Genomic DNA, 14,924 nt, shown 5'->3' with positions numbered 1-14,924 from the left:
GCTCACGCCGCGCGGCGGCGGCCCAGTTCCGACTCCAGCCGAGCGATGAGCGTCTTGCGGGCCTTGCCGCGCCGTTCCCGGCGCAGCGCCGCGTCGAGCTGGCGGGTGTCGAGGCCGCGGATCAGCTTGACCGCCTCGGTCACCGGCAACTCGCCGAGCTGCTCGGCGGCGGTGGCGTCCCGGCGGGCCCGCTTGGCCGGGCCGGGGTTCGGCACGTACTGGCGGCCGGATCGCGACGCGCGGCGCTTGCGGGTGTCGGTGTCGCGCCGCTCGGACTCCGACAGCTCCTCCCACGCCTGTTTGGGCAGGTAACGACGGGTCTCGCCGCCGTTGCGGGCGCGCGTGTCACCGCTGCGGGTCTGCCACTGTTCGCCACCCCAGCGTTGCAGGGAGCGCTGCCGCGCGTCCTTCGGGCCCTCGAATCCCCCGCCGGCCTTCTTGTACTCGTTCGTCAGCAGCTGCGACTTGCGGGCCGACCACTGCCCCGGCCGTCCGCCCTTGTCGGAGGCGCGGATCTCGGCCTTCAGGCGCTCCCGCAGCTCCGGCTCGGTGTACTTCGCCATGACGCAGCGTTACCCGGCCCGGCGGCGGCCATGCCGGTCAGCCGGACGCCGGCCGGTAGACCAGATCCATCGTGTCGGTGCGGCCCGACCACTCCAGCCGCAGCCGCCAGCACCCGGCGGCCGGCAGGTCGACGATGGACGGCCCGGGCCCGCCCGCCACCTCGCGGACGACCGGGGCGTCGGTCCCGTCCCGCGTCGCGGTGATGACCAGAGGCGTACGTGGCGCCGGTTCGGACCGGCCGGCCTCGGGGCGGGCCACCCAGAGGATCTTGTTGTTCGCGCCGTCGCCGCGGGCGTGCACGAGCGGGTACGCGAACAGGATCGCCACAATGTCGCCCCGCGCGCCGAAGACGTGCCGCATCCTCGTGTCGCCGGTGAACCCGGCGTCCGCCCAGTCCGGCAGCCGGCCGGTCTGCACCCGTTCGGCGCAGGCCGCCGGCACGGACGGGCCGGTGGCCGGAACCGTGGCTGGGGCGGTTGCCGGGGCGGCGGCCGGGACCGTGGCCGGGCCGGTGCAACCGGCCAGCAGCAGGACCGGCGCCAGCAGAACTCTTCTCGGAACGGACATCCGCCCTCCCCCGTCGACGACTCTCGTCATCTGCGACACCGCCCGGCGCGCCGAGGTTCCCGCCGCGCTCACTCCAGTGAGGACGCGACGTCCAGCGCCTGCTCGCGGGTCAGGTCGCCCTCCAGCCGGTAGCTCACCCCGGCCTGCTCCCAGATCAGCGTGGCGGCGGACAACCGCGCGGTGGCCACCCGTTCCGTCCCCGACCGGTCCACGTACGCCAGCGCGTGCGGCCCGCCCACCCAGACCGCGAACTCGCCGCCGACCTGGGTGAGCGTCACGTCCGCCCCGAGGGACCGCTTGTGGAACACGATGTCGAGCGAGCCGTCGAACGCGTCCAGCCGCACCGTTCCGCCCCGGTAGAGCAGGCTGACGACCCGGTGGCCACCGGTGCCGTCCGGGTCGGCCACCAGCACCCGTTCCGGCACGCCGAGGCGAGACGGCACCCGGATCGGGAAGCGGACCTGGCGTTGCGCCTCGGCCAGGGCGACGTGACGCTGCGCGGGCAGCGGCGAGGGCGTGCCGGGCAGCGGCGGGGCGGGCGCGGAGTCGACGACGACGCCGGAGAACCGCAGCAGCCCGGTGACCGCGTCGGCGAGCGCGGCCCGGCCCGGCGGCAGCGCCGCCACGAGCAGCGCGGCGAGCGCGGCGGCCAGCACGTACCGCCGGCGGCGGCGCGGCGCGGGCGCGTCCAGCCGGGCGCGGACCCGCGCGGTGACGTCCGGCGTGCGCGCCGGCTCCAGCCGGCCGGCCAGGTCACGCAGCTCCCGCTCCAGGTCATCCACGGCGCGCCACCTCCCGGTCCAGCAGGGCACGCAGCTTCGCCAGCGCCCGGTGGGTCCGCGACTTCACGGTGCCCCGGGGCAGGCCCAGCACCGTCACCGTCTCGTCCTCGCCGAGGTCCAGCAGGTAGCGGCAGACGATCACCTCACGGTCGCGTGCGGGCAGCCGCCGCAGCGCCCCCACCAGCTCGGCCCGGCGCTCGGCCGCCAGCACCGCGTCGAGCCCGTCGGCGCCGCCGGCCACGACCGGGTCCGCCGCCGCCGCGCGCAACACCAGGCCGTCGCGCCGGCTGCGCGTACGGTGCAGGTTCCGGGTCTCGTTGGCGACGATCGCGAGCAGCCAGGACCGGAACGACGCCTCGCGCCGGTACCGGGACAACTTCCGGTACGCCTTCACGAACGCTTCCTGCACCACGTCCTCGGCGTCCGGCCCGGCGCCCAGCAGCACGGCCGTCCGGTACGCGGACGCGGTGTGCCGGGCGACCAGGACGTCGTACGCCTCCCGGTCGCCGGCGCGTACGCGGGTGACGAGCTCGTCGTCGTCCAGGGCAGCCTCCGCCGTCGGTCCGCTTCCATGACACCGCCCGGGGCGGCCGGGTTCCATCGGGCGTTTGACCGGTGACCGTGCCGGAAAGAGTGGCGGGATGAGCTGGGCGAGAAGAGCCGTACCCGCAGCCGTCGCCGCCGTCGCCGCGCTGGCGGCGCGGGACCTGCTGCAACGCGACCACGCGCTGCGCCGCAACTTCCCGGTGCTGGGCCGGGCCCGGTACCTGATCGAGTCGATCGGCCCGGAGCTGCGGCAGTACATCGTGGCCGGCAACGACGAGGAGCGGCCGTTCACCCGCGACCAGCGGCGCTGGGTGTACGCCTCGGCCAAGCAGGAGAACAACTACTTCGGTTTCGGCACCGACAACGACATCGAGCACACCTCCGGCTATCCGATCATCAAGCACCGTACGTTCGGGCGGGCGGTGCCGCCGTCGGCGCCGACCGCCGGGCACGACGTGACGTTGCCCTGCGCCAAGGTGCTCGGCGCGGCGCGCGGCCGGGCGCGCGCGTTCCGCCCCCAGTCGGTGGTCAACATCTCCGGGATGAGCTTCGGCTCGCTGTCCGGCAACGCGGTGGAGGCGCTCAACCGGGGCGCCGCGCTGGCCGGATGCCTGCACAACACCGGCGAGGGCGGGCTGTCGCCGTACCACCGCAACGGCGGTGAGCTGGTCTTCCAGCTCGGCACCGCCTACTTCGGCTGCCGCGACGAGCAGGGCCGGTTCAGCCTGGAACGGCTCAAGGAGCTGGTGGCGTCGGCGCCGGTACGCGCGCTGGAGATCAAGCTCAGCCAGGGCGCGAAACCGAGCCTGGGCGGCCTGCTGCCGGCGGCGAAGGTCTCCGCCGAGATCGCCGCCACCCGGGGCATCCCGGCCGGACGCGACTGCGTCAGCCCGTCCCGGCACGCCGAGTTCTCCGACTGCGACAGCCTGCTGGACTGGGTGGAGCTGCTCGCCGCCGAGACCGGCCTGCCGGTCGGCATCAAGTCCGCGGTCGGCGACCTCGGGTTCTGGGAGGAGCTGACCACGCTGATGCGCGACACCGGCCGGGGCGTGGACTTCGTGACCGTCGACGGCGGCGAGGGCGGCACCGGCGCCGCGCCGCTGATCTTCAGCGACTCGGTGTCGCTGCCGTTCCAGCAGGGCTTCTCCCGCGTCTATCGCACCTTCGCCGAACGCGACCTGCACGAGAAGGTGGTGTTCGTCGGCGCCGGCAAGCTCGGCCTGCCGGACAACGCCGTGGTGGCGTTCGCGCTCGGCGCCGACATGGTCAACGTCGGGCGGGAGGCGATGCTGGCGATCGGCTGCATCCAGGCGCAGAAGTGCCACACCGACACCTGCCCGACCGGCGTCGCCACGCAGAACGCCTGGCTGGCCCGGGGCCTGGACCCGGCCCGCAAGTCGGTGCGGGCCGCGAACTACATCCGCACGCTGCGCCGCGACCTGGTCAAGGTGGCCGAGGCGTGCGGCGTCGAGCACCCCGGGCTGATCGGCACCGACTCCGTCGAGATCCTCGACGGCCGGACCTCGTCGATCCCGCTGGACCGGGCATTCGGCTACCGGCCGGAGTGGGGAATGCCGTCGGCCGCCGACCGGACGGAGATCGTGCGGCTGATGACGGCCGAGGCGCCGCAGGGCGGCAGCGCGCCGCCCTCCCCCACCGCCGTCGGCTGATCCAGACCGCGGGAAATCCGGTCGGCCGCCGCGCCGTCGCGGCGTACAGTCCGCCGCATGGCTGTGGACACCAGGCCGGCGGTGCGCGCCGGTCGCTTCCGGCTGCTCCCGCTGGGTGTGGTGTTCCTGACCGTCGGTCTGTCCACCGCCGTGGTGCTGCCGTTCCTGTCGCTGTTCCTCGACCGGGAGGTCCACGCCGGTCCGGTACGGGTGACCGTGTTCCTGGTCGTCGCCCCGCTGTCCGGGGTGGTCGCCTCCGCGCTGGTCGGCCGGCTGTCGGATCGCCTGCCGATCCGGCGCGCGCTGCTGGTCGGCGCCGCGCTGGCCGGCGTGGTGGGCGCGGGGACGACCGCGTTCGTCCGCGACTACTGGATCCTGCTGGGGCTGACCGCGACCGCCATGGCACTGGCGAACTCGCTGTTCCCGCAGTCGTTCGCGTACACCCGGGCGCTGTTCGACAGGGACGATCCGGCGCGGGCAGCGTTCGGCGTCAGCCTCATGCGTACCGTGTTCTCGCTGGCCTGGGTGGCCGGGCCGGCGCTGGCCGCGGTGCTGCTCGGCGTCGGCGGCTTCCGCCTGGTCTACGGCATGGCCGCCGTCATGTACGCGCTGGCCGCGCTGGTGGCCGCGTTCCGGCTGGAGGAGCTGCCGCTGCCGGCGCGGCCGGTAGCGGCCGATCCGGACGGCGCCGCGCCCGGCCCACCCGGCGCGTCCCGGCTGCGGCTGGCGCTGACGGCGCTCACGTTCGTCCTGCTCCAGTGCCCGCTGACGGTCGGCGTGCAGGCGATGCCGCTGTTCATCGACACCGAGCTGAACGACGACCCCTCCCGCGCCGGGCTGGTGCTGGGCCTGTGCGCGGCGCTGGAGATCCCGCTGATACTCGGGCTGGGCGCGCTGACCGCGCGGGTCCGGCTGCGGCCGCTGATCCTGGTCGGCGGCGCGTGCGGGGTCGTCTACTACGCGACCGCCGCGCTGGCGCCGAGCGTGCCGGTCCTGCTGTTCGCGCAGCCGGTGAACGCGCTGTTCATCGCCGCGGTGTCCGGCGTCGGCATCGCCTACGTGCAGGATCTGCTGCCGGGCGAGCCGGGCCGGGCCACCACGCTGTTCACCAACACGTTCCCGATCGGCGCCATGCTCTCCGGGCCGCTGCTCGGGCTCTCCGCGCAGATCGGCTACCGGTGGGCGTACGGCATGAGCACCGGGCTGTGCGCGGCCGGGCTGCTGGTGCTGCTGCTGACCCGGCCCTCCGCGCGGGCCTGACCGGTCAGCGGCGCCGCACCAGCACCACGTGGTCGATCAGCTCACCGGTCTGGCCGTCCGGGCCGGTGGCGGTGCGGCGCGCCGCGCCCAGCCGCTCGGTGTCCCAGCCGTCCGGGTCGAGGTCCATCGCAGCCAGGATCTCCTCCGGGCTGGCGAACCGGTGGTGGCCGGTGTCGGGCCCGGCCCAGGGCGGCGGCGCGCCGTGCTCGACGACGAGCAGCCGGCCGCCGGGCGCGACCGCCTCGGCCGCCGGGGGCAGCACCTTCTCCCGGGGCAGGACCAGCGGCGACTGGAAGAACTGCGCGGACACCAGGTCGTACCGGCCGGGCGGGAAGCCCTCGGTGAGGTCGTGCCGGACGGTGGTGATCCGGTCGGCCACGCCGGCCCGCTCAGCCTCCACGGTGAGCCGCTCCAGCGCGACGGACGAGATGTCCACGGCGGTGACCTGCCAGCCCCGCGACGCCAGCCACACCGCGTCGCCGCCCTCGCCGCTGCCCAGGTCGAGCACGGTGCCCGGGGGCAACGCTTCGGCTACCTCGGCCAGGACCGGGTTGACCCGGCCGCTCCAGATCCGGTCCCGTTGTCCGTACCGCTCGTCCCAGAACCGGGCCGGGTCGGTGTCCGCCGCCGGGTGCTCGTGGTGATGGTGCCCCGTCATGTTCGCCTCCTCGCCGCCGGGCGTCTGGCCGCCCGGGTCCCACCATCGTGCGCCGCCGGCCGCCCGGCAGCAAGGAACCTTGCCGTTCCGGCAAACGACAGCTAGGGGGTTGGCGTGCGGCGGATCCCGCGTTACCGTCGATGACAGATACCCCCGGGGGTATAATGATCCGGAAGGAGAACGCCCATGCGCGAGGTCGACCTCACCGCGTTCGCCACCGCCCACGCCGACGGGGCGACGGTCATCGACGTCCGGGAGACCGCCGAGTACCTCGGCGGACACGTCCCGGGTGCCCGGTGTGTGCCGCTGGGTCACCTGCCCGCCCAGATGCCGCAGGTGCCCCGCACCGGCCCCGTCTACGTGATCTGCGAGGCCGGCGGGCGCAGCCGGGTCGGCGCGGAGCTGCTCGAACGTGCCGGCGTCACCGCCCTGTCGGTGGCTGGCGGCACGTCGGCCTGGGTCCGCTCCGGTCGCCCGGTGACCGCCGGCAGCCGGCCGTGACCGGCCGGCCGGAGACGGCGCCCGCTCCGCGCGCCGGCTTCCTGCGCCGCCTGCTCGGGCCCCGCGTCGCCCGGGTCACCCCGGCGGAGGCGGCGGCGCTGTCCGGCGCGGGCGCGCTGCTGCTCGACGTCCGCGAGCCCGCCGAGTGGCGCGCCGGACACGCACCGGGCGCCCGGCACATCCCGCTCGGCCAGCTCGCCGACCGGCTGTCCGAGGTGCCGGCGAACCGGCCCGTGGTGACCCTCTGCCGCTCCGGCGCGCGGTCACGGCGGGCGGCCAAGCTGCTCGCCGCGGCGGGCCACGAGGTGCACGACCTGACCGGCGGCATGCGCGCGTGGGCGAGCGCCGGGCTGGCGGTACGAGCAAAGGGCGGCAGGCCGGGCAACGTGGCCTGAGCAGACCCCGCCACCACCCAGGAGAAGGAGTGCGTCCCATGCTGTTCACCCAGTACTACCTCGACTGCCTGTCCCAGGCCTCGTACCTGATCGCCGACGACCGCACCGGCCGCGCCGTGCTCGTCGACCCGCGCCGGGACATCGACGAGTACCTCACCGACGCGAAGGCGCACGGCCTGACGATCGAGGGCGTCGTCAACACCCACTTCCACGCCGACTTCCTCGCCGGGCACCTCGAGGTGGCCGCCGCGACCGGCGCGTGGATCGGCTACGGGCACCGGGCCGAGACCGAGTACCCGAGCCGCAAGCTCACCGACGGCGAACGGATCAGCCTCGGCGACGTGACCCTGGAGATCATGGAGACCCCGGGCCACACGCCGGAGTTGATCAGCATTCTGGTCTACGAGCGCGCCGACGACGCCGTCCCGTACGGGGTGCTGACCGGCGACGCGCTGTTCATCGGCGACGTGGGCCGCCCCGACCTGCTCGCCTCGTTCGGCGTGACCGCCGAGGAACTGGGCAGCATGCTCTACGACAGCGTGCAGCGCAAGCTGATGGGCCTGCCCGACGAGGTGCGTGTCTTCCCCGCCCACGGCGCCGGCTCGGCCTGCGGCAAGAACCTGTCCACCGAACGGCAGTCCACGATCGGCGAACAGCGCCGCACCAACTACGCCTGCGCGCCGATGAGCGAGGAGCGTTTCCTCGCCCTGGTCACCGGCGGGCAGCCGGCCGCGCCCGGCTACTTCGCCTTCGACGCGGTGCTCAACCGCAAGGCGCGCGAGCTTTTCGACCACGCCCGCCCGGCCCGATCGCTCACCCCGGCCGAGTTCCTGGCCGCCCGGGCCGACGGCGCCGTCGTGGTCGACGCCCGCGACCCGCAGGAGTACGCCACCGGGCACCTGCGTGGCGCGCTCAACGTCCCGGCCGACGGCCGGTTCGCCGAGACCGCCGGCAGCGTGGTCGCGCCCGACCGGCCGGTGCTCGTGGTGGCCCCGCAGGACCGGGAGGAGGAGATCGTCGTCCGCCTCGCCCGGATCGGCTTCGACCGGGTGATCGGCTACCTCCGGGAGCCGGAGACGGCCTTCCTGGAGATGGCCGCCGAGATGACCCGGGCCAGCCGGGTCACCGCCACGGAGCTGCGCGCGGCGCTGGAGCGTCCGGACGCGCCGGTGGTGCTGGACGTCCGCAACGCCGGTGAGCGGGAGCAGGGCGCGGTGGACGGCTCCCGGCACATCCCGCTGGCCGAGCTGACCCACCGTCTCGGCGAGGTGCCCGCCGGCCGGCCCGTCGTCGTGCACTGCGCCGGCGGCTACCGCTCCTCGGTCGCCGCCAGCCTGCTGCGCGCCGCCGGTCACGACGACGTGTCCGACCTGCTCGGCGGGTACGGCGCCTGGGAGGGCCTGCACGCCGCCGCCTGAGGCACAGGTCCGGGCCGCCAGGATTAGCACTCCCCTCGCATGGGCAGACATTTGTCATCAGTCACGCGACCGAGGGAGCTGACGGCATGGCGAAGGGCGACATCGACACCTACCAGCAGGACGGGCAGTGGAAGAACCGCCCGGAGGGCAACGAGCGCGCGAGCAGCCGCCACGACACCAAGGCGGAGGCGGAGGCGGCCGGCCGGGAGATGGCGGTCGAGCGCGGCACCGAGCACGTGATCAAGAAGCAGGACGGCACCATCGGCGAGAAGAACACGTACCCCCGCGAGCGCGACCCCCGGGACATCCCGGGCTGAGCCCGCACCGCACGCACGTCACGGCGCCGGACCCGCACGGGTCCGGCGCCGTAGCGCGTACCGGCGGGTAGTGAGTGGCTGGCTAAAAAGTTTTGTTCGGTTCCTACAACGGCTCCCGCTCAGGCTTCGGCCGTTACGACATGGCGCCGCCCGCGCACAGGCGGAAGGGTGAGGCAAGCCGGGGGCATCGCCGCGCCCGGCGCGCCACCGTGGGTCTACCGAAGGGGACGGTCACGTGTTCAGCCGTGTCGCCATCGTCAACCGTGGTGAGGCCGCGATGCGGCTCATCCACGCGGTCCGGGAACTGGCCGCGGAGACCGGCACCCGGATCGAGACCGTCGCGCTCTACACCGACGTCGACCGTACCGCCACCTTCGTCCGCGAGGCGGACGTCGCCTACGACCTGGGCCCCGCGTCCGCCCGCCCGTACCTCGATCTCAAGGCGCTGGAACGCGCGCTGGTGGAGACCGGCGCGGACGCCGCCTGGGTGGGCTGGGGTTTCGTGGCCGAGGACCCGGCGTTCGCCGAGCTGTGCGAGAAGATCGGCGTGACGTTCGTCGGGCCCAGCCCGGACGCCATGCGCAAGCTCGGCGACAAGATCGGCGCGAAGCTGATCGCCGAGGAGGTCGGCGTTCCGGTCGCGCCGTGGAGCCGCGGCGCGGTGGAGAGCCTGGAGGACGCGCTGCGCGCGGCGGCCTCGATCGGCTACCCGCTGATGCTCAAGGCCACAGCGGGTGGCGGCGGGCGCGGCATCCGGGTGATCCGCAGCGACGCCGAGCTGGCCGACGCCTACGAGCGCACCAGCCAGGAGGCGGCGCGGGCGTTCGGCAGCGGCGTGGTGTTCCTGGAGCGCCTGGTCACCGGTGCCCGGCACGTCGAGGTGCAGGTGATCGCCGACGGTCAGGGCACCGCCTGGGCGCTCGGGGTACGGGACTGCTCGGTCCAGCGGCGCAACCAGAAGGTGATCGAGGAGGCCGCGTCGCCGGTGCTCGCCCCGGAGCAGGTGGCGGAGCTGAAGGCATCGGCGGAGCGCCTGGCGGTGGCGGTCGGCTACCGGGGCGCGGCCACAGTCGAGTTCCTCTACCACCCGGGCGACCGGCTGTTCGCCTTCCTGGAGGTGAACACGCGCCTGCAGGTCGAGCACCCGATCACCGAGGCGACCACCGGGTTCGACCTGGTCAAGGCGCAGCTGCACGTGGCCGGTGGCGGCCGGCTCACCGGTGAGCCGCCGGTCGAGCGCGGGCACGCGATCGAGGCGCGGCTCAACGCCGAGGACCCGGACCGCGACTTCGCGCCCTCCCCCGGGCGGATCACCCGGCTGGACCTGCCCGCCGGGCCGGGCATCCGGGTGGACACCGGGGTCAGCGAGGGCGATACCATCCCGGCGGACTTCGACTCCATGATCGCCAAGATCATCGCGTACGGCCGGGACCGGGACGAGGCGCTGGGGCGCCTGCGCCGGGCGATGGCGAACACCACTGTGGTCATCGCCGGTGGCGCCACGAACAAGAGCTTCGTGCTCGACCTGCTCGACCAGCCCGAGGTGATCGACGCCAGCGCGGACACCGGCTGGATCGACCGGGTACGCGGCGAGGGCCGCCTCGTCGCGCACCGGCACTCCGCCGTCGCGCTTGCCGCCGCCGCGATCGAGGCGTACGAGGAGGACGAGACCGCCGAGCGGCAGCGGCTGCTGTCCACCGCGGCGGGTGGACGCCCGCAGGTGCAGCACCGCAGCGGCCGGCCGCTGGATCTGAAGCTGCGCGGCGTGACCTACCGGATGCGGGTGGCCCGGGTCGGCGCGCACCGGTTCCGCGTCGGCGTCGAGGTCGGCGGCGACGTGCGCACCGCCGACGTCGAGCTGGACCGCTTCGACCGGCACACCGGCCAGATCGCCGTCAACGGCGCCCGGTTCCGCCTGCTCCTCGACACCCACGGCCCGGTGCACCTGGTCGAGGTGGACGGCGTGACGCACCGGATCAGCCGCGACGAGGGCGGCGTGGTGCGCTCCCCCATGCCGGCGCTGGTGGTCGCCACGCCGCTTCAGGTCGGCGCGGAGGTCGAGGCCGGCGCGCCGGTGCTGGTGCTGGAGGCGATGAAGATGGAGACGGTGCTGCGCGCGCCGTTCCGGGCCCGCCTCAAGGAGTCGTCGGTGGCGGTCGGCACCCAGGTCGAGGCGGGCGCGCCGCTGCTGCGCCTGGAGCCGCTCGCGGAGGACGACGCCGAGGCGGCCGACGGCCCGGCCGGTCCCGCTGTCGAGCTGGACCTGCCCGTCGCCCCGGCGGACGTGCCGGCGCGGTCCCGGGCCGAGCGCGGCCAGGAGGACCTGTGCGCGCTGCTGCTCGGCTACGACGTCGACCCGCACGACGAGCGGCGGGTGCTCGACGACTACCTGGACGCGCGGCGCGCCGCCACCGAGGCGGGACACCGGCCGCTGGCCGAGGAACTGGAGCTGGCCGGCGTCTTCGCCGACCTGGCCGAGCTGAGCCGCAACCGCCCCGGCGACGACGGGCCGGCCGGGCACGTGCACAGCGCCCGCGAGTACTTCCACACCTACCTGCAGAGCCTCGACGTCGAGCGGGCCGGCTCCCCGGAGTCGTTCCGGGCCCGGCTGGCCAAGGCGCTCGCCCACTACGGCGTCACCGAGCTGGACCGCTCCCCCGAACTGGAGGCCGCGGTCTTCCGGATCTTCCTGGCCCAGCAGCGGGCCGCCGCGGACGCCACGGTGATCGCCGCGCTGCTGCGCTCGTGGCTGCGCGAGCCGCCGCCGGACGAGGCGCTGCGCGAGCCCGCCGGCCTCACCCTGGAGCGCCTCGTCGCGGCCACCCAGGTCCGCTTCCCGGTCGTCGCCGACCTGGCCCGGGGCGTGGTGTTCGCCTGGTTCGCCCAGCCGCTGCTGCGCCGCAACCGGGCCCGGGTCTACGCGCGGGTCCGCGCGAACCTGCGGCACCTCGACGCGCACCCGGACGCGCCGGACCGCGCCGAGCGGGTCGCCGAGATGGTACGCAGCACCGAGCCGCTGGTCCGGCTGCTCGGGCAGCGCCTGGTCCGCGACGACCTGGACAACGCGACGATGCTGGAGGTGCTGACCCGCCGGTACTACGGCAACAAGGCACTCACCGAGGTCAGCACCCGTGCCGCCGGTGGCTGCACGTTCGTGGTGGCCGGGCGGGACGGGTCGAGCGTGGTGTCCGCCGCGGTGCGGTTCGACGCGCTCGGCGACGCGCTGCGCGGGCTGGCCGAGGTGGCCGCCGACCGCGACGCCGTCGACGCGGACGTCTACCTGTCCTGGGAGAACCAGCCCGCGGACTTCGACGCCACCGCCGCCGCGCTGCTCGACGTGCTGAACGCGCACCCGCTGCCGGCGTCGGTGCGCCGGATCACCACCACCGTCGCCGGGCGCGCCGGCGCGGTGATGCACCACCACTTCACGTTCCGTCCCGGCGAGTCCGGGATGGCCGAGGAGCGCCTGATCCGCGGCCTGCACCCGTACATCGCGCAGCGGATGCAGCTGGAACGGCTGCGCGAGTTCGACCTGACCCGCCTGCCGTCGCTGGACGAGGAGGTCTACCTGTTCCAGGCGGTGGCCCGGCAGAACCCGTCCGACCAGCGGCTCGTCGCGTTCGCGCAGGTACGCGACCTGACCGGGCTGCGCGAGCAGGACGGCCGCCTGGTCTCGCTGCCCACCACCGAGGACACGGTGGCGGCCTGCATCGACTCGATCCGCCGGGCGCAGTCGCGGCGGCCGTCGAAGTCGCGGTTCCCGACCAACCGGATCGTCATCTACGTGTGGCCGCCGAGCGAGCTGACCCGCGAGGAGATGGAGCTGATCGCCGGGCGGGTCCGCCCCACCACTGTGGGCGCGGAGCTGGAGGAGATCCTGTTCATCGCGCGCCAGCGCGACCGCCGTACCGGCGAGCTGACCAAGGTCGGCGTGCGGATCACCTTCGACGTCACCGGGCACGCCCGGCTCGACATGGGTGAGCCGCCGAGCGAGCCGGTCGAGCCGCTGGACGAGTACCGGCTGAAGGTGCTGCGGGCGGCCAGCCGCAACACCGTCTACCCGTACGAGCTGACCGGGCTGCTGGGCGACTTCGTCGAGCACGACCTGGACGCCGACCACCAGCTGGTGCCGGTGGACCGGCCCAAGGGCCGCAACAGCGCGGCGATCGTGGCCGGCGTGGTCACCACCCCGACGCCCCGGCACCCGCAGGGCGTGACCCGGGTGGCGCTGCTCGGCGATCCCACCAAGTCGCTCGGCGCGCTGTCGGAGCCGGAGTGCCGGCGGGTGATCGCCGCGCTGGACCTGGCGCAGCGGATGGGCGTGCCGCTGGAGTGGTACGCGCTGAGCGCCGGCGCCCGCATCTCGATGACCTCCGGCACCGAGAACATGGACTGGGTGGCCGCGGCGCTCAAACGCATCGTCGAGTTCACCCAGGACGGCGGCGAGATCAACATCGTGGTCGCGGGCATCAACGTCGGCGCCCAGCCGTACTGGAACGCCGAGGCGACGATGCTCATGCACACCAAGGGCGTGCTGGTCATGACGCCCGACTCGGCCATGGTGCTCACCGGCAAGCAGTCGCTCGACTTCTCCGGCGGCGTGTCCGCCGAGGACAACTTCGGCATCGGCGGCTACGACCGGGTGATGGGCCCGAACGGGCAGGCGCAGTACTGGGCGCCGGACCTGCCGGGCGCGCGGGACGTGCTGATGGCGCACTACGACCACACGTACGTCGCGCCGGGCGAGCACGCGCCGCGGCGGGCCGTCACCATGGACCCGGTGGACCGGGACGTCTGCGGCTACCCTCACGCGGTGGCCGGCAGCGACTTCGCCACGGTCGGCGAGATCTTCTCCGCCACCGCGAACCCGGACCGCAAGAAGCCGTTCGACATCCGTACCGTGATGCGGGCCCTCGCGGACCAGGACCACCCGGTGCTGGAGCGGTGGGCCGGCATGGCCGACGCGGAGACCGCTGTGGTGCAGGACGTGCACCTCGGCGGCATCCCGGTGTGCCTGCTCGGCATCGAGTCCCGGTCGGTGCCCCGGCACGGTTTCCCGCCCACCGACGGCCCGGACACCTACACCGCGGGCACGCTGTTCCCGCGCTCGTCGAAGAAGGCCGCGCGGGCGATCAACGCGGCCAGCGGCAACCGGCCGCTGGTCGTGCTCGCGAACCTGTCCGGCTTCGACGGCTCACCCGAGTCGATGCGCAAGCTGCAACTGGAGTACGGCGCGGAGATCGGCCGGGCGATCGTCAACTTCCGCGGCCCGATCGTGTTCTGCGTGATCTCGCGCTATCACGGCGGCGCGTTCGTGGTCTTCTCCAAGGCGCTCAACCCGGACATGACCGTCCTGGCGATCGAGGGGTCGTTCGCCTCGGTGCTGGGCGGCGCGCCGGCCGCCGCCGTGGTGTTCGCCGGTGAGGTCGCCGCCCGCACCGCGGCCGATCCCCGGGTACGCGAGCTGGAGGGCCGGGTGGCGTCCGCCACCGGTACGGAGCGGGCCACGCTCAGCGCGGAGCTGGACGAGCTGCGCGGGTCGGTGCGGGCGGAGAAGCTGGGCGAGGTGGCCGCCGAGTTCGACCGGGTGCACAGCATCCAGCGGGCGGTCGAGGTCGGGTCGGTCGACGCGGTGATCCGCGCGGCCGAGCTACGGCCCCGGGTCATCGAGGCGATCGAGGCGCACCTGCGCTGACAGGTCGGGCGCTCGGACGGCGGGCGGGCCTTCGGGTCCGTCCGCCGTTTCGCGTGCGCCGGATGTCGACGGGGCCTACTCGGTAATGGAAACCGTGTTCGCTCGGCGCGGGGTCAGGCGGCGCAGCGGTCGCAGGTGCCGAAGATCTCCAGCGTGTGCCCGACGTCGGTGAAGCCGTGCTGGGCGGCGACCTGGTCTGCCCACCGCTCCACGGCCGGCCCGGCGACCTCCACCGCCCGGCCGCAGCCACGGCAGACCAGGTGGTGGTGATGGCGGCTCTGGCTGCACCGCCGGTACAGGTGCTCGCCGCCGGGCAGCCGCGCCGAGTCGATCTCGCCGTTCTCCACCAGCAGCTGCAACGTCCGGTAGACAGTCGTCAGGCCCACCTTCGCCTGCCGCTGCACGAGCATCTGGTGCAGCTGCTGCGCGCTGTGGAAGCCGTCCAGCTCCCGGAGCAGCGCCAGCACCTCGGCCCGCTGGCGGGTGTTGCGGGTCGCCCCGGTCGTCGCCTGGGTCACCGTCCGCCTCCCTCGTCCGGGCGCCCTCTCCGG

13 protein-coding genes are annotated in these 14,924 nt (G+C 74.3%); 7 read left to right on the top strand and 6 right to left on the bottom strand.

The features are described 5' to 3' along the window. Positions 1-2 precede the first annotated feature (2 nt). The 4 genes from ACSDG8_RS29655 to ACSDG8_RS29640 form a co-directional block, all read right to left on the bottom strand. Positions 3-563, bottom strand: coding sequence for a DUF5872 domain-containing protein (locus ACSDG8_RS29655; protein ID WP_210895275.1), 561 nt, complete (start codon positions 561-563; stop codon positions 3-5). Between the two features lie 37 nt (positions 564-600). Further along, the gene (locus tag ACSDG8_RS29650) at positions 601-1,131 is read right to left on the bottom strand and encodes a hypothetical protein (protein ID WP_210895276.1); all 531 of its coding nucleotides are present in this window, start codon (positions 1,129-1,131) and stop codon (positions 601-603) included. 68 nt (positions 1,132-1,199) lie between these two features. After that, entirely contained in the window at positions 1,200-1,913 is a 714-nt protein-coding gene (locus ACSDG8_RS29645) for a hypothetical protein (protein ID WP_210895277.1), read from the bottom strand. Then, positions 1,906-2,514, bottom strand: a complete 609-nt coding sequence (locus ACSDG8_RS29640; protein WP_210895278.1) for an RNA polymerase sigma factor — start codon at positions 2,512-2,514, stop codon at positions 1,906-1,908. The genes ACSDG8_RS29645 and ACSDG8_RS29640 overlap by 8 nt, the downstream gene beginning before the upstream one ends. A gap of 40 nt (positions 2,515-2,554) precedes the next feature. Here ACSDG8_RS29640 and ACSDG8_RS29635 point away from each other — a divergent pair, with 40 nt between their 5' ends. Together ACSDG8_RS29635 and ACSDG8_RS29630 are read left to right on the top strand one after the other, a co-directional pair. Further along, positions 2,555-4,129, top strand: a complete 1,575-nt coding sequence (locus ACSDG8_RS29635) for an FMN-binding glutamate synthase family protein (RefSeq protein ID WP_210895279.1) — start codon at positions 2,555-2,557, stop codon at positions 4,127-4,129. A gap of 57 nt (positions 4,130-4,186) precedes the next feature. Beyond that, positions 4,187-5,389, top strand: coding sequence for a sugar efflux transporter (locus ACSDG8_RS29630; protein WP_247678700.1), 1,203 nt, complete (start codon positions 4,187-4,189; stop codon positions 5,387-5,389). A gap of 4 nt (positions 5,390-5,393) precedes the next feature. Here the strand turns inward: ACSDG8_RS29630 and ACSDG8_RS29625 are convergent, their stop codons facing one another. Next, a complete protein-coding gene (locus ACSDG8_RS29625; protein ID WP_210895280.1) occupies positions 5,394-6,047 on the bottom strand; it encodes a class I SAM-dependent methyltransferase in 654 nt (217 codons plus the stop codon). A 186-nt stretch (positions 6,048-6,233) separates the two neighbouring features. Between ACSDG8_RS29625 and ACSDG8_RS29620 the strand changes: the two genes are divergently transcribed. The 5 genes from ACSDG8_RS29620 to ACSDG8_RS29600 all read left to right on the top strand — a co-directional run bounded on the left by ACSDG8_RS29620 (position 6,234) and on the right by ACSDG8_RS29600 (position 14,373). Then, positions 6,234-6,548: a rhodanese-like domain-containing protein gene (locus ACSDG8_RS29620; protein ID WP_210895281.1), complete on the top strand. Its 315-nt coding sequence runs from the start codon at positions 6,234-6,236 to the stop codon at positions 6,546-6,548. Between the two features lie 50 nt (positions 6,549-6,598). Then, positions 6,599-6,943 carry a rhodanese-like domain-containing protein gene (locus tag ACSDG8_RS29615; protein WP_210895325.1) on the top strand — a complete coding sequence of 115 codons (345 nt, stop codon included), beginning with the start codon at positions 6,599-6,601 and terminating at the stop codon, positions 6,941-6,943. Between the two features lie 38 nt (positions 6,944-6,981). Beyond that, the gene (locus tag ACSDG8_RS29610; RefSeq protein WP_210895282.1) at positions 6,982-8,361 is read left to right on the top strand and encodes an MBL fold metallo-hydrolase; all 1,380 of its coding nucleotides are present in this window, start codon (positions 6,982-6,984) and stop codon (positions 8,359-8,361) included. 86 nt (positions 8,362-8,447) lie between these two features. After that, positions 8,448-8,678 carry a DUF2188 domain-containing protein gene (locus tag ACSDG8_RS29605; RefSeq protein ID WP_043323386.1) on the top strand — a complete coding sequence of 77 codons (231 nt, stop codon included), beginning with the start codon at positions 8,448-8,450 and terminating at the stop codon, positions 8,676-8,678. A gap of 235 nt (positions 8,679-8,913) precedes the next feature. After that, positions 8,914-14,373: a carboxyl transferase domain-containing protein gene (locus ACSDG8_RS29600; RefSeq protein ID WP_439427456.1), complete on the top strand. Its 5,460-nt coding sequence runs from the start codon at positions 8,914-8,916 to the stop codon at positions 14,371-14,373. A 113-nt stretch (positions 14,374-14,486) separates the two neighbouring features. Here the strand turns inward: ACSDG8_RS29600 and ACSDG8_RS29595 are convergent, their stop codons facing one another. Beyond that, positions 14,487-14,891, bottom strand: a complete 405-nt coding sequence (locus ACSDG8_RS29595; protein ID WP_210895284.1) for a Fur family transcriptional regulator — start codon at positions 14,889-14,891, stop codon at positions 14,487-14,489. Between the last annotated feature and the right edge of the window lie 33 nt (positions 14,892-14,924).

The organism is Micromonospora sp. LA-10, from assembly GCF_051853095.1.
In the GTDB taxonomy this organism is placed as follows: Bacteria; Actinomycetota; Actinomycetes; order Mycobacteriales; family Micromonosporaceae; genus Micromonospora; species Micromonospora echinospora_A.
Note: the sequence above shows the minus strand (reverse complement) of the source record. Positions and strands in the feature narration are given on the sequence as shown.